The organism is Murinocardiopsis flavida (assembly GCF_003014485.1).
Taxonomy (GTDB): Bacteria; Actinomycetota; Actinomycetes; order Streptosporangiales; family Streptosporangiaceae; genus Murinocardiopsis; species Murinocardiopsis flavida.
In genome coordinates, this window is sequence record NZ_PYGA01000037.1 from 39,833 (window position 1) to 57,604 (window position 17,772).

Annotated in this window: 14 protein-coding genes; 10 read left to right on the forward strand and 4 right to left on the reverse strand. The window is 74.6% G+C overall.

What is annotated here, in order from left to right; all coding sequences use genetic code 11:
- Positions 1–66: 66 nt before the first annotated feature.
- Positions 67–1,677, reverse strand: a complete 1,611-nt coding sequence (locus tag CLV63_RS31250) for an FAD-binding oxidoreductase (protein ID WP_394339822.1) — start codon at positions 1,675–1,677, stop codon at positions 67–69.
- A gap of 17 nt (positions 1,678–1,694) precedes the next feature.
- On the opposite strand from CLV63_RS31250, the gene CLV63_RS31255 reads away from it, so the two are divergent.
- Both CLV63_RS31255 and CLV63_RS31260 read left to right on the forward strand, forming a co-directional pair.
- A complete protein-coding gene (locus tag CLV63_RS31255) occupies positions 1,695–2,315 on the forward strand; it encodes a TetR/AcrR family transcriptional regulator (protein WP_106586850.1) in 621 nt (206 codons plus the stop codon).
- Positions 2,312–3,844 carry a glycerol-3-phosphate dehydrogenase/oxidase gene (locus tag CLV63_RS31260; protein ID WP_211301565.1) on the forward strand — a complete coding sequence of 511 codons (1,533 nt, stop codon included), beginning with the start codon at positions 2,312–2,314 and terminating at the stop codon, positions 3,842–3,844. The genes CLV63_RS31255 and CLV63_RS31260 overlap by 4 nt, the downstream gene beginning before the upstream one ends.
- A gap of 318 nt (positions 3,845–4,162) precedes the next feature.
- Here CLV63_RS31260 and CLV63_RS31265 read toward each other — a convergent pair whose 3' ends face one another.
- On the reverse strand, positions 4,163–5,074 hold the full coding sequence (locus tag CLV63_RS31265) for an SCO6745 family protein (RefSeq protein WP_106586851.1): 912 nt from the start codon (positions 5,072–5,074) through the stop codon (positions 4,163–4,165).
- A 474-nt stretch (positions 5,075–5,548) separates the two neighbouring features.
- Here CLV63_RS31265 and CLV63_RS31270 point away from each other — a divergent pair, with 474 nt between their 5' ends.
- On the forward strand, positions 5,549–6,283 hold the full coding sequence (locus CLV63_RS31270; protein ID WP_211301566.1) for a LysE family translocator: 735 nt from the start codon (positions 5,549–5,551) through the stop codon (positions 6,281–6,283).
- Here CLV63_RS31270 and CLV63_RS31275 read toward each other — a convergent pair.
- Both CLV63_RS31275 and CLV63_RS31280 read right to left on the reverse strand, forming a co-directional pair.
- Positions 6,237–7,742 carry an MFS transporter gene (locus CLV63_RS31275; RefSeq protein ID WP_170134390.1) on the reverse strand — a complete coding sequence of 502 codons (1,506 nt, stop codon included), beginning with the start codon at positions 7,740–7,742 and terminating at the stop codon, positions 6,237–6,239. The two genes, CLV63_RS31270 and CLV63_RS31275, sit on opposite strands and share 47 nt — an antisense overlap.
- Before the next feature lie 145 nt (positions 7,743–7,887).
- Positions 7,888–8,616 (reverse strand): TetR family transcriptional regulator, encoded by a 729-nt coding sequence (locus tag CLV63_RS31280; protein ID WP_170134391.1) that lies wholly within the window; start codon positions 8,614–8,616, stop codon positions 7,888–7,890.
- A gap of 342 nt (positions 8,617–8,958) precedes the next feature.
- On the opposite strand from CLV63_RS31280, the gene kdpF reads away from it, so the two are divergent.
- The 7 genes from kdpF (at position 8,959) to CLV63_RS33875 (ending at position 17,682) form a co-directional block, all read left to right on the forward strand.
- Positions 8,959–9,051, forward strand: coding sequence for a K(+)-transporting ATPase subunit F (kdpF, locus tag CLV63_RS31285; protein ID WP_106586855.1), 93 nt, complete (start codon positions 8,959–8,961; stop codon positions 9,049–9,051).
- Positions 9,052–10,734: a potassium-transporting ATPase subunit KdpA gene (kdpA, locus tag CLV63_RS31290; RefSeq protein WP_106586856.1), complete on the forward strand. Its 1,683-nt coding sequence runs from the start codon at positions 9,052–9,054 to the stop codon at positions 10,732–10,734. It begins immediately after the preceding gene.
- Positions 10,735–12,837, forward strand: coding sequence for a potassium-transporting ATPase subunit KdpB (gene kdpB / locus CLV63_RS31295; protein ID WP_106586857.1), 2,103 nt, complete (start codon positions 10,735–10,737; stop codon positions 12,835–12,837). It abuts the gene before it with no gap.
- A gap of 1 nt (position 12,838) precedes the next feature.
- Entirely contained in the window at positions 12,839–13,432 is a 594-nt protein-coding gene (gene kdpC / locus CLV63_RS31300) for a potassium-transporting ATPase subunit KdpC (protein WP_106586858.1), read from the forward strand.
- Between the two features lie 127 nt (positions 13,433–13,559).
- Complete coding sequence (locus tag CLV63_RS31305) at positions 13,560–16,133, forward strand: ATP-binding protein (protein WP_211301567.1); 2,574 nt, start codon at positions 13,560–13,562, stop codon at positions 16,131–16,133.
- On the forward strand, positions 16,133–16,810 hold the full coding sequence (locus tag CLV63_RS31310; RefSeq protein ID WP_106586860.1) for a response regulator: 678 nt from the start codon (positions 16,133–16,135) through the stop codon (positions 16,808–16,810). Before CLV63_RS31305 ends, CLV63_RS31310 begins: the two co-directional genes overlap by 1 nt.
- 143 nt (positions 16,811–16,953) lie before the next feature.
- Positions 16,954–17,682: a TetR/AcrR family transcriptional regulator gene (locus tag CLV63_RS33875; protein ID WP_106586861.1), complete on the forward strand. Its 729-nt coding sequence runs from the start codon at positions 16,954–16,956 to the stop codon at positions 17,680–17,682.
- Positions 17,683–17,772 lie beyond the last annotated feature (90 nt).

Consider the following 17,772-nt stretch of genomic DNA (forward strand, 5'->3'; position numbering starts at 1 on the left):
GCGCAGCAGCGACCGCCGAAGCACGTCCTGATCGGGGCAGGCCGGACCGGCACCCCCACCAGCCTCTCAGTCGTCCGGGATCAGCTTGCCGGGGTTCAGGACGCCCGCCGGGTCGAGTGTGCGCTTGACCGCGCGCAGCACCGCGACGCCGAGCGGGCCGACCTCGGCCGCCATCCACGGGCGGTGGTCGGCACCGACGGCGTGGTGGTGGCTGATCGTGCCGCCGTTCGCCGCGATCGCGTCGCCCGCCGCGCGCTTCGCGGCGGCCCAGCGCGCCAGCGGGTCCGCCCCGGCGGGCGCGACCACGGTGTAGTACAGCGACGCGCCCGCCGGGTAGATGTGCGAGACGTGGCACATGACGATCGCGCTCCCGCCCGCATCCGCGCCGTCGAGGGCGCCGCTCAGCGCGGCGCGGACCGCGGCGTCGAGCGCCGCCAGGTTCGCCCAGGACGTCGCGGTCTCCAGCGTCTCGCTGAGCACGCCCGCGCCGAGCAGGGCGTCGCGCAGGTAGGGGGCGTGGAACCGGGAGCTCCGCCATTCGCGTACCGCCTCGGTGTCCGCGCGCGTGCCCCCGGCGCCCGCGAGGACGTCCGCCGCTGCGGCGCGCCGGGCGGCGACGTCGGCGGCGGTGCCGTCGAAGCCGACGACCATCCGGCAGCCGGGTTCGGCCCGCGCCCCGGACAGGGCGGCGTTGACGAAGGTCTCGGTCTCGTCGGACAGCCGCGCGGTGGTGGGGCGCAGCGCCGACCGGGCGAGGCCGCGCAGCGCCGCCGTCCCCGCCGCGACGTCGGGGAACGACCACGCCTCGTCGTGCCTTGCCTCGGGTAGGGGCCGCACCCGCACCGTGACCTCGGTGATGACGCCGAACACCCCTTCGGAGCCGAGCAGCAGCTGCCGCAGGTCCGGCCCCGCGGCGGAGGCGGGGGCCCGGCCCGTGCGCACCGTGCCGCTCGGTGTCGCCGCCGTGAGCGCCACCACCATGTCGTCGAAGCGCCCGTAGCCGCCCGACGCCTGCCCGGTGGACCGGGTGGCGGCGTACCCGCCGATGGTCGCGAACTCGTAGCTCTGCGGGAGGTGGCCCAGCGTGCACCCGTGCCCGGCGAGCAGCTCCTCGGCCTCTGGTGTGCGCAGGCCGACCTGCAACGTGGCGGTCATGGACTCCGGGTCGTAGGCGACCAGCCGGTCCAGCCGGCGCAGGTCGAGGGCGACGACGGCGCCGAACCCGCCGCGCTCCGGCTCCACCCCGCCGACCACGCTGGTCCCGCCGCCGAACGGGACGACGGCCACCCGGTGCGCCGAGCACGCTTCGAGGACGCCGAGGACCTGGTCGTGGTCGGCGGGGTAGACGACGGCGTCGGGTGCGTCCGACGCGTCGCCCGCTCGGCGCCGCAGCAGGTCGGGTGTGCTCTTGCCGCCGCTGTGCCGCAGCCGGGTGGCGGCGTCGTCCCGGACGTTTCGGGGGCCGACCGCGGCGGCGAGGGCGGCGCGCGCCGGTTCCGGCAGCGCCGGTTCCGGGAGGCGCACCGCGTCCTCCGCGACGGGCGGCCGCGGGCGCAGTTCGACGCCGAGCGCCTGGGCGACCAGGTCCCGGACCGAGTCGGGCAGCGGCGCGGCATGCTCCGGGTCTCCCCAGGCGAACCAGGACATGTCGGGGACGCGGTGCGCAGGCGAACTCATGCCGTACAGTTTTACATATGACGTCAATACGTAACGTCGATGACGCGATCCTCGACGCCGCCCGCGCCTGCGTCGAGGCGTTCGGCGTCCGCCGCACCACCCTCACCGACGTCGCCCGGCGCGCCGGGGTGAGCCGCCCCACCGTGTACCGCCGCTGGCCCGATGTCTCCTCCCTGGTGGCCGACCTGCTCACCCGCGAGCTGCGCGGCATCCTCGCCGCGGCCGCCGTCGAGCGCGGCGCCGTGAGCGTGCGCGAGCGCCTCGTCGGCAACGCGTGCGGCGTGCTGCGCGGGCTACTGGACCACCCGCTCTTCGCCAAGGTCATCGACCACGAGCCGGAGCTGCTCGCCACCTACGCCTTCCACCGGCTGGGCACCAGCCAGTACGCGGCGCTGGACCTCGTGCGGCCCGAGATCGAGGCGGGGCAGCGCGACGGCTCGATCCGCGCGGGCGACCCCGAGGCGCTGGCGCGGATGGTACTCGTGGTCGTGCAGCACACCGCCACCTCCCGCCGGCTCACCGCCGACGCGATGGACGACGGCCTGCTCGTCGCCGAACTCGCCGCCCTCCTCGACGGCTACCTCGCGGCCCGCTCCGCCGCGCCCGTGAACGCCGCCACCGAACGGAGCCCGCGATGACCATCGACCCGTCGACCTCGCTCAACGCCGCACGGCGCGACCGCGAACTCGCCGAACTCGCCGCGTCCCCCGAGGTGGACGTGCTCGTCGTGGGCGGCGGCGTCACCGGCGCCGGGACGGCCCTGGACGCCGCGTCGCGCGGGCTGTCCGTGGTCCTCGCCGAACGGGCCGACCTCGCCTACGGCACCAGCAGGTTCAGCTCGAAACTCGTCCACGGCGGGCTGCGCTACCTCGCGAAAGGCCAGCTCGGCGTCGCTTACGAGAGCGCGCGCGAACGCGCCGTCCTGCTGTCCGCGACGGCCCCGCACCTGGTGCGCACGCTCCCCATGGTGATCCCGGTCCACGAGGCGCTGCCGCCCCTCGCCGCGGCCGTCACCCGGGCGGGGCTGCGCGCCGGCGACGCGCTGCGCGCCGCAGCGGGGACGGACCCCGGGCTGCTGCCCCGCTCCCGGCGGCTGACCAGGGAGCAGACCCTGCGGATACTGCCGACCGTCCGCCGCGAAGGGCTGCGCGGCGGGCTGCTCTCCTTCGACGGCCAGCTCGTCGACGACGCCCGCCTGGTCGTCGCGCTGGCGCGCACCGCGGCCGGGCACGGCGCGCGGATCCTGACCCGGTGCGCCGTGCTGCGCGCCGACGCCCAGGGCGCCGACCTCCACGACACGCTCGGCGGCGGCCGCATCCGGGTCCGCGCCAAGGCCGTCGTCAACGCGACCGGCGTCCACGCGGGCGGGCTCGCACCGGACGTGCGGCTGCGCCCCAGCAGGGGGACGCACATCGTGCTGCGCGCCGAATCGCTGGGCAACCCGCGCACCGCGCTGACCGTGCCCGTCCCCGGTGCCGCGAACCGCTACGTGTTCGCCCTCCCGCAGGCCGACGGCAGGGTGTTCGCCGGGCTGACCGACGAACCGGTCGACGGCCCGCTGCCCGACGTCCCCGACGCCCCGGAGTCCGACGTCGCCTTCCTCCTCGACGTCCTCAACACCGCGCTGGACACCCCTCTGCGCGACGCCGACGTGATCGGCGCGTTCGCGGGGCTGCGTCCGCTGCTCGACACGCGCGGCGGCACGAGCGCCGACCTGTCGCGCCGCCACGCGGTCCGCACCGCGCCGTCCGGGGTGATCACCGTGGTCGGCGGCAAGCTCACCACCTACCGGCGCATGGCGGAGGACGCCGTCGACGCGGTCGCCGCCCGCCCCGGCGTCGCGGCAGGGCCGTGCCGGACGCGGTCGCTGCCCCTGGTGGGCGCCGCGGACCGGGCCGCGCTCGACGCGGTGGCGGCCCCCGGCCGCCTCGTCGCCAGGTACGGGACCGAGGCCGGGCTGGTGGCCGCCGCCTCCGGCGACGCCGCCGAGCCGGTCGCCGCCGGGGTCACCATGGGGGAACTCCGCTTCGCGGTGCGCCACGAGGGCGCCCTCGACACCGCCGACCTGCTGGACCGCCGCACCCGCATCGGCCTGGTCGCCGCCGACCGCGCCGCCGCCGAGGACGCCGCCGCACGAGCCCTCGCGTCCGAGCCGGTCGGATGCTGATCCCAATGCCGTCGATGTAAGGAGCCCGGCCCTTCCCACGACCACCCGTGAGCCCCGCGCGCGTCGAAGGCCGCCGCTGCGCGCGAAGCACGAGCGTGCACGAAGCACCACAGGCGACCCGGGCACCTGACCCCAACCGCAGACGTGCTGCCGCCAGGAATGCACGACTGGCGGGACCGGTCCAGCGTGGTGCTTCGTGCCGCCGGGTGCTCCGCAGCCGCGACGGCAGCCGACCCCCTGTCGGCCGGGTCATCAGCTCGCCCAGGTCATCAGCGGCGTGAGAACACCCTCGCCCCCGTCACGTCAATGGCATTGGTGCTAACCGGCCGCTTTCCTGGGTCCGGGGACCAGGCCGGCCGCGACGATCGCGGCCTTGACCGGCGCGAGCAGCTCGATCAGCCGCGCGCACCCCGCCACCCCGATCGCCTCGAACGGCGGCAGCGACAGCACGTCGGTGCGGTCTTCCAGTTCGGCGCGGATGCTGCGGCCGCGGTCGGTGAGGACGACGGTCTCGGCGTCCGAGCGGGCCACGATGTCGCGGTCGCGGAGGCGGCCCACCGCGTCGTCCCACTGCTCCCGCGCCCAGCCGCGGGACTTCAGCAGCCACCGGACGTCCCGCTCCCCCGTGCCCGCGTAGGTGACCGACGCCTCCAGCGGGTCCAGCCCGGCGAAGAGCAGCGCCGCGAGGTGCCCGTCGCCGCGGAACTCGCGCAGCAGGGTCACCGCGTGCCACAGCACGAGGTGCGGCTCCGTCGGCCAGTCGAGCCCGGCGTGCGCGGCGAACAGCGGACGGCTGTGGCCGAGCGGGGCCGCCGCCGACGCGGCCGTGCGCGCGAGCTCCGCCGCCTCGGCGATCTCCGGTCCCGCGAGCACCGCGGGGTCGAGCACCGCGCGCAGGCCCTTGTCGACGGCCGTCAGCCGGGCCGCGACCACGGTCTCGGGCGAGGCGATGCTCCACGCCTTGGGGATGACCATGCGGACCACGGCCGGGTTGAAGCTGGAGAACACCGCGGCCACGGTGTCGGCGCCCACCGCGCCCATGGCAGCGGAGCGCGCGGCGAAATACCCCATGACCTTGGGTTCCAGGCCGATGTCGGCGTAGGCGGCGAACCGTTCGGGGGCGAAGTAGACGAACGACGACACCGGTTCGCCCGCACGCCAGACGGAGCGCGCGAGGTCCGGGGTGACCGAGGAGTGTGCGGCGTGCGGGGAGAATGCGGGCGCTGACATGGCGGCTCCGAGGTCGGTCCGGGCAGTCCGGCCAAGGCTAACCACCGGGCGGCCGCCCGCAGAAGGGCCCGCCCCGCCCGATTTCCGTACGCCCCGCCGCGCCGATGGGCCGGGTTCCCAGGAGCCGGAGGGCCGGAGGGCCGGAGGGCGGGACCAGTGGACCGCCGCGCGGCTTGCGTGCACACTGCCGCGCGGGTGCTGGGGTACCAAGGAATGCCCCGGAGCGACGACACCAGGGGACGAGAGAGGGCCGGGCTGCCGATGACGCCCCTGAGCGTCTTCACGTTGGTGCCGCCCTTCCCACAGGTCACCTGATTCCCGGCAGCGAGCAAGGCCGCTCAACGGACCGGGGCCGTCCCGCGACCGCGGGGCGGGCGGGGGGCGGGGACTGCCGGGATCGGGGCGGCGGCGGGTCGGCCCCTGCTCAGCGGGTAGTTTTACCCGGTCGGTCCGATCTGCCCCGGGAGGACTCCGTTGTCCGCGTCCATGGTCGCGTCCCTGCCCGCGTCGCAGTGGGCCGCCTTCGCGGCGGCCGCCCTGGTCTTCGCCGCCGTTCCCGGCCCGAACCAGCTCCTCTCCCTGCGCAACGCCGTCCAGCAGGGGACGGGCGACGCGGTCGTCGGGCTGGCCGGCCGGTTCACCGCGTTCGCGATCCTGCTCGCCGCGACGGTCGCGGGACTCGGCGCGGTCCTCATCGCGTCGGAGACCGCGTTCACCGTCCTCAAATGGTGCGGCGTCGGCTACCTGGCGCTGCTGGGGGTGCGCCTCGTGTGGGGCGCGTGGCGCCATCAGCCCGCCGGAAAGGCGGGCGGCCGGGCTGATCGATCCAACAGCGACGAGGCGGACGGCCGGGTGGTTGGATCCGGCGGCGAGGCGGGTGCCGCCCCCGACGCCCCGACCGCGCACCGCACCCGGTGGCGGCTCGTCCGGCAGGAGTTCCTGGTGGCGATGACCAACCCCAAGTCGATGCTGCTGTTCGCCGCCTTCCTCCCCCAGTTCACCGACCCCGCCGCACCGGCGGCGCCGCAGCTCGCCGCGCTCGGCGCCGGCTACATCGCCATCGAGTTCGCCGTCGCCGTCTGCTACACGGCCGCGGGCGGGCGGCTGGCGGGGACCGGCCTGACGGCGCGGATCCGCCGCCGCATCGACGCCGGGGCGGGGCTCACGATGATCGGGCTCGCCGGCGCGCTCGCCGTGGAGCGCCGCTGACGGCCCCCACCCGGCCGAGGTGCGCGGGCACGAACAGCATCAGCACCAGCGCGACCGCCGCAGCGCAGCCCGCGGCGACGAACAGGTCGAGGTAGGCGGCGAACAAGGGGGCGCCGCCCGTCCCGGCCGGGGTCATGGCCGCCAGCAGTGCGCCGCCGACCGCGCTGCTCAGCGCCGAGCCGATGTTGCGGGCGACGTTGTTGATGCCGTTCGCCGCGGCGCCCTCGGCGGCCGGGGCGGACGCGGTGACGATGGTCGGCAGCGCGGCGAAGCAGAACGCGACACCCATCCCCACGACCACGACGTTGAGCACGACAAGCGCGAGCGAGTCGTTGAACAGCAGCCACATCACGTACCCGGCCACCATCGCCGCGCAGCCCAGCAGCACCGACGTGCGCGCGCCCCAGCGGGCGCTGACACGCGCCGACACGGGCGCGAGGACGACCATCATCATGCCGATGGGCAGCATGCACAGCCCGGCGACCGTCAGCGACGTCCCGAAGCCGTACCCGGTGGCGGTGTCCTGCTGGAGGATCGCCGGGCCGGCCATGAAGTTCGCGAACATCGCGAACCCGATGAACATCGTGGCGACGTTGGTGATCGCCACGGGCGGGCGGCGCAGGGTGCGCACGTCCACGAGGGGGTCGGCGCGGCGCGCCTGGTGCCACGCGAACAGCGGAAGCAGCACGGCGAACGCCGCGAGCAGGCCGATCGTCCACGGCGACGTCCAGCCCCAGACGCTGCCGTTGGACACCGGCAGCAGCAGTGTGCTGAGCACGGCGGTGAGCATGACGGCGCCCACCAGGTCGACACGGGCCCGGTGCGCGGGGCGCACCTCGGGCACCGCGACGGCGACGGCGCCGAGCGCGAGCACCCCGCCGATCGCGCACATCCAGAACAGCACGTGGAAGTCGAACGCCTCGGTGAGCGCCCCGGCGAGCGGCAGCCCGACCGCCCCGCCGATGCCCAGCGACGCGCTGATCAGCGCCATGCCGGTGCCGATCCGCTCGGGCGGGCTGACGGCGGGGATGATGCTGATGCCGAGCGGGATGGCGACCAGGGAGATGCCCTGGAGCGCGCGCCCCAGCAGCATCAGCGGCAGCGACGACGCCACCGCGCACACGACCGACCCGGCGACGAGGAACGCGAGCGCGATCAGCAGCAGCCGCTTCTTGCCGAAGATGTCGCCGAGGCGGCTGAGCACGGCCGTGGAGACGGCCCCGGTCAGGATGGTCACGGTGACCAGCCACGACGCACCGGACGGCGTGGTGCCGAGCGCCGCGGGGAAGGTCGGCAGCAGGGGGACGACGAGGGTCTGCACCAGGGACGCCGCGAGGCCCGCGACGGCGAGGATGCCGACGGCGCCGCGCACGGCCGAACGCGCGGGCGGCGGGCCGGGGTCGGCGGCCGACGCCGGGTCGGGGCGTAAATCGTCCAGGGCTTGCTGCTCTACGGACACGCTGGCTCTCTCTCGGGGCGGAATGGGCCCGGCCGCGCGGCGGTGCGCGCACGCCGGAGGGGGTCGGCTCGGCTGGGGCGGTCGGACGTCCGATCATTGGATGAAACGGCGCAGCGGGGACTGCGCGGGCCTTACGGCGAAGAGGTCATCGCACCACGTCTGCGAGCGTGGAGTGGGCTTCGTCGAACAGCCGGCGCAGCGCCTCGGGGGTGTCGGCGACGGGGCCGGCCGCGCCGGTGCGCGGGGCGCGGGCCGCCGCCTCCAGCTTCTCCAGCGCCGCGGCGTACACCGCCATCTGCACGCCCACCGCGATGCGGGGGCGGAAGTCGGCGGCGGGGTCGACGCCCATGCGCCGGGCGACCTCGTCGACCATCTCGCGCTCGACCCGCACCCGCCGCTCGGCGTTGCGCGCGAAGAGCGCGGGGCTGGCGCCGACGAGCCGCTGTGCCCTGCGCAGCCACCGGTACTCGGCCCGCGAGGCGGGGTCGTGGCCGGGCGGGAACGAGCGCAGCGCGGCGGCCCGCATGGCCGCGACCGGCGGCTCACCGGCGGGGCGGGCGACGAGCTCGGCGAGGAAGCGGTCGTGCTGGCGGCGCAGGAACCAGAGCACGACGTCCTCCTTCAGCCCGAAGTAGCGGCTGAAGGTCCGCGGGGAGACCTCGGCGGCCGCCGCGATCTCCTCGACGGTCGTGTGCTCGAACCCCTTGTCCTCGAACAGGTCGAACGCCGCGTCGATGAGGGACTCGCGGGTGCGGTGCTTCTTGCGTTCGCGCAGGCTGTCGGGGTCGTCCTGGGGGCGCTGCGGCATGGCGCCGCCGCCTTCGCCGGGCGGTGGCGCCTCAGGTCCGAAGGCCGCCGTCAGGGTTCCCGTCACGCCACCCATCCTAATGAATCATGGCAGGCCCGGACAATCGGCGTGCCCTGCCAGTTTTGTCACTCTGTGCCGCTTCCGCGCGCCGCCCCGTCGCGGCGGGCGGCGCGGCGTTAAGAGCGCGTACAGGTCGCCCCGGTTCCTGTATGGAGCACGTTAAAACACCCCTTTTGCGGCCAAAAGGGCTGTTCAATCGCATTCCGTGGATCCCGGACGATCAGCGAGAAGGCCCGCTGCCGTGGATCCGCCGGATCGGAGTGGGCTCGTGCTCGACATCGCCTTCGTGGCCCTGACCATCGCGTGCTTCGCGGTGGTCGGGCTCATCGCGCGAGGGGCGGCCCGGCTGTGACCGCCGCCTTCGAGATCGCCGGGCTCGTCCTCGCGGTCGGCCTGCTGGCCTACCTGGTGGTCGCCCTCGTCCTGCCTGAGAGGTTCTAGGTGTCCGACATCGTGGCGGGGCTGCTCCAGGCGTCCCTGCTCTTCTCCATTCTCGCCGCGGTCTACGTCCCGTTCGGCGACTTCATGGCCCGCGTGTACACGGGAACGCGGCACCTGCGCGTCGAACGCGCGCTGTACCGCGTGTGCGGCATCGACCCCGACGCCGACCAGCACTGGTCCGGCTACCTGCGCGCCGTGCTCGCGTTCTCGCTGCTGTCCGTGCTCGCCCTGTACCTGCTCCAGCGCACCCAGCAGTGGCTGCCGCTCGCGATCGGGATGGCGCCGGTCGACCCGGACCAGGCGTGGAACACCGCCGTCTCGTTCGCGGCGAACACCAACTGGCAGTCCTACTCGGGCGAGGCGGCGATGAGCCACCTCACCCAGATGGCGGGGCTCGCCGTGCAGAACTTCCTGTCTGCCGCGGTCGGCATGGCGGTGGCGGTCGCGCTGGTCCGCGGCCTGATCCGGCGCCGCACCGAGCTGCTCGGGAACTTCTGGGTCGACCTCGTCCGCGGCGTGTTCCGCATCCTGCTGCCGATCGCCGCGGTCGGCGCCCTGCTGCTGGTGGCGGGCGGCGTGGTGCAGAACCTCGCCGGCCCGGCCGAGTACGCGACGGTCGGCGGCGGCACCCAGGTCCTGCCCGGCGGCCCGGTGGCGTCCCAGGAGGTCATCAAGGAGCTGGGCACCAACGGCGGCGGGTTCTTCAACGCCAACTCGGCGCACCCGTTCGAGGGCCCCACCGCGGTCGTCAGCCTGTTCCAGATCCTGCTGATCCTCGTGATCCCGGTCTGCCTGACCCGCACCTACGGCACCATGCTCGCGCGGTCCGGCGCCGGCACCCGCAGGCACGGCCTGGCGGTGCTCGCGGCGATGGGCACCATCTTCACGCTGTCCCTCGTCGGCACCACAGCGGCGGAGATGGCGGGCGGCGGCAGCGCGACCCAGGCGGCGGGCGCGGCGATGGAGGGCAAGGAGGTCCGCTTCGGCGAGATGCTGTCCGCGCTGTTCGCCACGGCGACCACCGGCACCTCCACCGGCGCGGTGAACTCCTTCCACGACTCGTTCACCCCGTTCGGCGGCGGGCTGGTGCTGCTCAACATGCTGCTCGGCGAGGTCACACCGGGCGGGGTCGGCTCGGGGCTGTACGGGATGCTCGTGCTGGCGATGCTCGCCGTGTTCCTCGGCGGGCTCATGATCGGCCGCACCCCCGAGTACCTCGGCAAGCGCATCGGGCCGCGGGAGATCAAGCTCATCGCGCTGTTCGTGCTCACCACACCGGCGCTGGTGCTCATCGGGACGGGGATCGCCATGGCGCTGCCCGGCACGCCCGGCGCGATGACCAACGCCGACGTCCGCCCGCACGGCTTCAGCGAGGTGCTGTACGCGTTCGCGTCCGGCGCCAACAACAACGGCAGCGCGTTCGCCGGGCTGGGCGCCGACACCGCCTTCTTCAACACCGGGATCGGCCTGGCCATGCTGTTCGGCCGCTACCTGCCGATGGTGTTCGTACTGGCCCTCGCGGGCTCGCTCGCCCAGCAGCAGCCCGCGCCGGCCACCGGGGGCACGTTCCCCACCCACAAACCCCTGTTCGTGGCCATGGTCGTCGCGACGACCCTGATCATCACCGGCCTCACGTTCTTCCCGGCCCTGGCGCTGGGACCCCTCGCGGAAGGGCTCAGCTAGATGTCCACCACCGTCACCCCGGTCCGACCGGAGCAGGGGCGGGCCGACCGCGCCCGCTCCGCGGCGCCCGGCCGGGCGTTCGCCCCCCGCGGCCTCGTCACGAAGCTGCCCGAGGCGCTGCGCAAGCTCGACCCGCGCGCCATGGTGCGCCAGCCCGTGATGTTCACGGTGCTCATCGGGTCGGTCCTGACCACCGCCTACTGCATCGCCGAACCGAGCGTGTTCGCGGTCGTGGTGACCCTGTGGCTGTGGGCCACCGTCGTGTTCGCCAACCTGGCCGAGGCGATCGCCGAGGGCCGCGGCAAGGCCCAGGCCGACGCCCTGCGCTCGGCCCGCGCCGAGACCACCGCGCGTGCGCTGGTCGACGGCGCGGAGACCGTGGTCCCCGCCGCCCGGCTCGGGATCGGCGACCTCGTGGTGTGCGAGGCGGGCGACGTGATCCCCGGCGACGGCGACGTCGTCGAGGGCGTCGCCAGCGTCGACGAGTCCGCCGTCACCGGCGAGTCGGCGCCCGTCATCCGGGAGTCGGGCGGCGACCGCACCGCGGTCACCGGCGGCACCCGGGTGCTGTCGGACCGGATCGTCGTGCGCATCACCGCCGAACCGGGTACCACCTTCCTCGACCGGATGATCGCCCTGGTCGAGGGCGCCGACCGGCAGAAGACCCCGAATGAGATCGCGCTCAACGCGCTCCTCGCGTCCCTGACGATCTGCTTCCTGCTGGCGGTCGTGTCGCTCCAGCCGTTCGCCGCGTGGGCCGGCGGCCCGCAGTCGGTCCCCATCCTGGTGGCGCTGCTGGTCTGCCTGATCCCGACGACCATCGGCGCGCTGCTGTCCGCCGTCGGGATCGCGGGCATGGACCGGCTGGTGCGCCGCAACGTGCTCGCCATGTCGGGGCGCGCCGTCGAGGCCGCCGGGAACATCACCACGCTGCTGCTCGACAAGACCGGCACCGTCACCCTCGGCGACCGCCAGGCGCACGCCGTGCTGCCCGCGGACGGCGTGGCAGAGGCGCACCTCGCGTCGGCCGCGCTGCTCGCCAGCCGCGCCGACGGCACGCCGGAGGGCCGCAGCATCGTGGAGTTCTGCGCCGGCCCGCCCGCCCTGCCCGGCGGCCCGGCCGCCGAGGACGCGTCGGCCGCGGCGGGGGAGCCCGTGCCGTTCAGCGCGCAGACCCGCATGAGCGGCCTCGACCTGCCCGACCGCCGTGTCCGCAAGGGCGCCGCGTCGGCGGTGCGCCGCTGGGTGGCGGAGAACGGCGGAGCCGACGACCCCGGCGTCGCGGCCGTCGTCGACCGGATCTCGGCCGAGGGCGGCACCCCGCTGGTCGTCGCCGAGGCCGACGGCGGCACCGCCCGCGTCCTCGGCGTCGTCCATCTCAAGGACGTCGTCAAGGCGGGGCTGCGCGAGCGCTTCGCGCAGCTGCGCGCCATGGGCATCAGGACGGTGATGATCACCGGCGACAACCCGCGCACCGCCGCGGCGATCGCAGAGGAGGCCGGGCTGGACGACTTCCTCGCCGAGGCCACCCCGCAGGACAAGCTCGACCTGATCCGGCGGGAGCAGGAGGGCGGCCGGCTGGTCGCCATGACCGGCGACGGCACCAACGACGCCCCCGCGCTCGCCCAGGCCGATGTCGGGGTGGCGATGAACACCGGGACCTCCGCCGCGAAGGAGGCCGGGAACATGGTCGACCTCGACTCCGACCCGACCAAGCTCATCGAGATCGTGGAGATCGGCAAGCAGCTCCTCATCACCCGCGGCGCCCTCACCACGTTCTCCGTCGCCAACGACGTCGCGAAGTACTTCGCGATCATCCCCGCGATGTTCGCCGCGATCGGCGGCTACGAGGGGCTGGCGGCGCTGAACATCATGGGGCTCGCGAGCCCGCAGTCGGCGATCGTGTCGGCGGTCGTGTTCAACGCGCTGGTCATCGTCGCGCTGATCCCGCTGTCGCTGCGCGGGGTGCGCTACCGCGCGATGAACGCCGAGGCGATGCTCCGCCGCAACCTGCTGGTCTACGGCGTCGGCGGGCTCGTCACGCCGTTCATCGGCATCAAGCTCATCGACCTCGTCGTCATGTTCATCCCCGGAATGGTGTGAGATGCCCGCTCGAATCCCCGCACGGCTGCGCCCCTACAGCGCGGCGGCCCGCGTCCTGCTGCTCATGACCGCCGTCCTCGGCCTGGCGTACCCGCTGGCCGTGACCGGCGCCGCGCAGGTGCTGTTCCCCGCCCGGGCCGACGGCTCCCTGATCGAACGCGACGGCGCCGCCGCCGGGTCCTCGCTCATCGGCCAGGACTTCGACGGCGAGGAGTGGTTCCACCCGCGGCCCTCGGCCGCGGGCGACGACGGCTACGACGGCGCGGCCAGTTCGGCGTCCAACCTCGGCCCCAACAGCGAGGAGCTGCTGGCCCAGGTGCGCGAGCGGCGGTCGGCGGTCGCGGCGCAGAACGGCGTCGCCGAGTCGGCGGTCCCGCCGGACGCGGTGACGGCGAGCGGCAGCGGGCTCGACCCGCACATCTCCCCCGCCTACGCCGCGGTGCAGACCGCCCGGGTCGCCGACGCGCGCGGCCTGCCGCCCGGCCGGGTGCGCGACCTGGTCGCCGCGCACACCGACGGCCGGGCGCTCGGCTTCATCGGCGAACCCGCCGTGAACGTCGTCACCCTCAACCGGGACCTGGCGGGCCTCGGGTGAACCCGCTCCGCACCCGCCCCGCCCCGGCGCCCCCGCGCGCCGGGGCGGGGCCGCGCGGCCGGGCACCCCGCCCGGTGTCCCCCGCCGGGTGTGTCCCGGTCGCAGGCGCGGCACCCCGGAGCGCACAATGAGTGCTGTGGCACGCGGACGACTACGCATCTACCTTGGCGCCGCACCCGGCGTGGGCAAGACCTACGCCGCGCTGAGCGAGCTGCGGCGCCGGCACGACCGCGGCACCGACGGCGTCATCGGGTTCGTCGAGACCCACGACCGCGCCATGACCGAGTCGCTGCTCGACGGCCTGGAGGCCCTGCCGCGGCGCACCGTTGTGCACCGCGGCGCGGAGTTCGCCGAGTTCGACGCCGCCGCGCTCCTCGCCCGCGCCCCCGGCGTCGCCGTCGTCGACGAGCTCGCGCACACCAACGTCCCAGGGTCGCGCAACCCCAAGCGCTGGCAGGACGTCGACGAACTCCTCGACGCCGGCATCGACGTCATCTCCACGGTGAACATCCAGCACCTGGAGTCGCTGAACGACGTCGTGGAGCAGATCACGGGCGTCCGCCAGCGCGAGACCATCCCCGACGAGGTGGTGCGCCGCGCCGACCAGATCGAGCTGTGCGACATGTCGCCGCACGCGCTGCGGCGCCGCATGTCACACGGCAACATCTACCCCGCGACGCGCATCGACGCCGCGCTGGCGAACTACTTCCGCGAGGGCAACCTGACGGCGCTGCGCGAGCTCGCCCTGCTGTGGGTGGCCGACCGCGTGGACGAGGGGCTGGCCCGGTACCGGGGCGAGCACCGGATCCGGCAGAAGTGGGAGGCCCGCGAACGGGTCGTCGTCGCGCTGACCGGCGGGCCCGAGGGCGCCACCCTGATCCGGCGGGCCGCCCGCGTCGCCGCGCGCTCGCGCGGCGGGCAGCCGCAGCCCAGCGCCCTCATGGCGGTGCACGTGGTCTCCGGCGAAGGGCTGACCGCCGAGCAGCCCGAGGCGATGGCCGACCAGCGGCGCCTCCTCCAAGAGCTGGGCGGCACGTTCCACCAGGTCATCGGCACCGACGTGGCGACATCCCTGCTGGACTTCGCGCGCGGCGCCGACGCCACCCAGATCGTGCTGGGCTCCTCCCGGCGGCGCGGCTGGCAGTTCGTCTCCGGGCCCGGTGTGGGGACGATCGTGGCCCGCGAGGCGGGCGACATCGACGTGCACATCGTCACCCACGAACAGGCCGGCCGCGGCAAAGGGCTGCTCCCGCCGATCGCCGCCGCGGGGCTCGGCCGCGCCCGCCTGCTGTGGGGCTGGCTCCTCGCCGCGCTGATGCCGGTGGCGGCGACGGCGATCCTGCACCTGCCGCTCCTCGACGGCCTGGGCATGACGACGGACGTTCTGCTGTTCCTGCTGATCACCGTGGTGGTCGCGCTGATCGGCGGGCTGTGGCCGGCGATGGCCGCCGCCGTGTGGGGCATGCTGCTGCTCAACTTCTTCTTCACCGAACCCATCGGCGGGCTGGCGGTGTACGGCGCCGACAACCTCGTCGCGCTGCTGGTGTCCATCGTCGTCGGCGTCGCCGTCGCGCTCGTGGTGGACCTCGCCAAGCGCCGCTCCGGCCAGGCGGCGCGGGCCCGTGCCGAGGCGTCGACACTCAGCCTGCTGGCGACCAGCGTCCTGGGCGGGCACGAGCCCATCCCCGCGCTGCTGCGGCGGGTCCGCGAGACCTTCGGCCAGGACTCCGCCACGCTGCTGGAACAGGACGACGACGGCCGGTGGCGCATCGTGGAGTGCGTGGGGCCGGACCCGTCCGAGCGGCCCGAGCAGGCCGACGCGCTGGTGTCGGTGAGCGACACGCTCGCACTGGCCATGCGCGGCCGGGTGCTCGCGGCGGCCGACCGCCGCGTCCTCGGCGCCTTCGCCACCCACGTCGGCCTGGCGCTGGAGCGCCAGCGGCTGGCGTCGGACGCCGCGGAGGCGCGCCGCCTCGCCGCGGGCAACAAGATCCGCACGGCGCTGCTCGCCGCCGTCTCCCACGACCTGCGGACACCGCTGACCTCCATCAAGGCCGCCATGGGCAGCCTGCGGGCCACCGACATCACCCTCACCGGCGCGGACCGCGACGAACTGCTGGAGACCGTCGAGGACTCGACGGACCGGCTGAACGTCCTGGTCGGTAACCTCCTCGACATGAGCCGCCTGCAAACCGACACCGTGCGGCCCAACATCCGGCCGCTGGGCCTGGAGGAGGTCGTGCCCGCCGCGCTGCTCGGCACCGCGCGGGGCAGCACGTCCGTCGAGGTGCCCGACGCGCTGCCGCGCGTCCCGGTCGACCGCGGGCTGCTGGAGCGCGCGGTCGCCAACGTGGTCGAGAACGCCGTCCGCCACAACCCCGCCGGCGCCGAACCGGTGCGCGTGGCGGCGAGCGCCATCGGCGGCACGGTGGAGCTGCGCGTGGCCGACCACGGGCCCGGCGTCCCCGACGACGCCAAGGAGCGGATCTTCGCGGCGTTCCAGCGGCTCGGCGACGCGCCGCGCGGCACCGGCGTTGGCCTGGGGCTCGCCGTGGCCCGGGGCTTCACCGAGGCGATGGGCGGCACCCTCACGGCCGAGGACACCCCGGGCGGCGGGCTGACCATGGTCTTCACCCTGCCCAGTGAGCACGGCGGCGGCACCGGGACACCGGACGGACAACAGATGCGCGAGGTCACGTGATGCGGGTGCTGGTGGTCGACGACGACACCCAGATCGTGCGGGCGATGCGCATCAACCTGCGCGCCCGCGGCTACGACGTCGCCACCGCCGCCGACGGCGCCGCGGCCCTCGCCGCGACGGCGGCCGAACCCCCCGACCTCGTCCTGCTCGACCTCGGGCTGCCCGACATGGACGGCCTCGACGTCATCAAGGGCCTGCGCGGCTGGACCGCCGTGCCGATCATCGTGCTGTCGGCGCGCCACTCCGCCGGCGAGAAGGTCCAGTGCCTGGACGCCGGCGCCGACGACTACGTCACCAAGCCGTTCGGGATGGACGAGCTGCTGGCGCGCATGCGCGCCGCCGCCCGCCGCGCCGTCCACGTGGAGGAGGCGCCGGTCGTGCGCACACCGGCGTTCACGGTGGACCTGGGCGCCAAGCGGGTCACCCGCGACGGCGCCGAGGTGCGGCTGACCCCCACCGAGTGGCACATCCTGGAGCTGCTCGCCCGCAACGCGGGGCGGCTGGTCAGCCAGCGCCAGCTGCTGCACGACGTGTGGGGGCCCGCCTACCAGAGCGAGACCAACTACCTGCGGGTCTACCTCGCCCAGCTGCGGCGCAAGCTGGAGCCCGACCCGGCGCACCCCCGCTACCTCATGACCGAGGCGGGCATGGGGTACCGCTTCGAGCCGGGCGAGTAGCCCCGCGCCGAGGGCCCGGCGCTGGGCCAGGCGCCCGAAGTCCCGTTTTCCTTTTGCCGGGGATCGGCGTAGGCTGAAAATTGACCAAATACAAGCATCTGGTCATTTGGACAGAAACGGTTCGACGGAGGCGGCGGCGCCACATGACGCGATCGAAGACACGGGGCACCCGGGAGCGGCGCGCCGAGCGCGCCGAGCGGATCCTCGACTCCGCGGCGGAACTGGTACTGCGCATCGGCTACGACAAGACCACCATCGACGACGTCGCGCGCCGGTCCGCGGTCGCCAAGGGCACGATCTACCTGCACTGGCGCAACCGCGAAGCGCTGTTCACCGCCCTGCTGCGGCGCGAGCGCCTCGCGGCGCTCACCCGGGTCCGCGAACTCGTCGGCGCCGACAGCGCCCCCGCGTCGCTCGGCCGGTTCTGCGCCCACCTCGCCCTCGCCTACCACGAGCGCCCGCTGCTCATGGCGACCGTCCTCGGCGACCACGAGATCCTGGGCCGGCTCGCGCGCAGCGAACCGGCCGGGCGCACCGGCCCCGCCGGGTCCGGCTTCGCCGAGTACCTGGAGGCGCTGCGCGGCGCGGGCCTGGTGCGCACCGACTGGACGGTCGGCGCCCAGGTGAACGTGGTCACCTCCGTCCTCGCGGGGTTCTTCACCAGCGCCCCGCTGATGCCCGCTGAGCTGGCCGTACCGGCCCCCGACCTCGCGCCGATCCTCGGCGAGACCGTGGAGCGGGCCCTCGCCCCCGCCGCGCCCTTCACCCCGGACCAGCGCGCCGACCTCGCCCGGCACACCGCGGACTTCCTCGACCGGGCCGTCGACATCTCGGCTCGGAAGTACAGCGCGACCTTCGAGCAGACCGCCTGACAGTGAGGATTAGCCGTGGCATCGCCCGGAGGTCTGACTCTCCGCCTGACTGACGCTTCGGTTGTCCTTCTGGGGAATCGTCGGCCTGCC

Bases quoted from the DNA above. Each gene is read 5' to 3' on its own strand.
- CLV63_RS31255 (WP_106586850.1), top strand. From the start codon at position 1,695: ATGACGTCAATACGTAACGTCGATGACGCGATCCTCGACGCCGCCCGC.
- kdpC (WP_106586858.1), top strand. From the start codon at position 12,839: ATGCCCGCTCGAATCCCCGCACGGCTGCGCCCCTACAGCGCGGCGGCC.
- CLV63_RS31260 (WP_211301565.1), top strand. From the start codon at position 2,312: ATGACCATCGACCCGTCGACCTCGCTCAACGCCGCACGGCGCGACCGC.
- CLV63_RS31250 (WP_394339822.1), bottom strand. From the start codon at position 1,677: ATGAGTTCGCCTGCGCACCGCGTCCCCGACATGTCCTGGTTCGCCTGG.
- CLV63_RS31310 (WP_106586860.1), top strand. From the start codon at position 16,133: ATGCGGGTGCTGGTGGTCGACGACGACACCCAGATCGTGCGGGCGATG.
- kdpB (WP_106586857.1), top strand. From the start codon at position 10,735: ATGTCCACCACCGTCACCCCGGTCCGACCGGAGCAGGGGCGGGCCGAC.
- CLV63_RS31305 (WP_211301567.1), top strand. From the start codon at position 13,560: ATGAGTGCTGTGGCACGCGGACGACTACGCATCTACCTTGGCGCCGCA.
- CLV63_RS31265 (WP_106586851.1), bottom strand. From the start codon at position 5,074: ATGTCAGCGCCCGCATTCTCCCCGCACGCCGCACACTCCTCGGTCACC.
- CLV63_RS33875 (WP_106586861.1), top strand. From the start codon at position 16,954: ATGACGCGATCGAAGACACGGGGCACCCGGGAGCGGCGCGCCGAGCGC.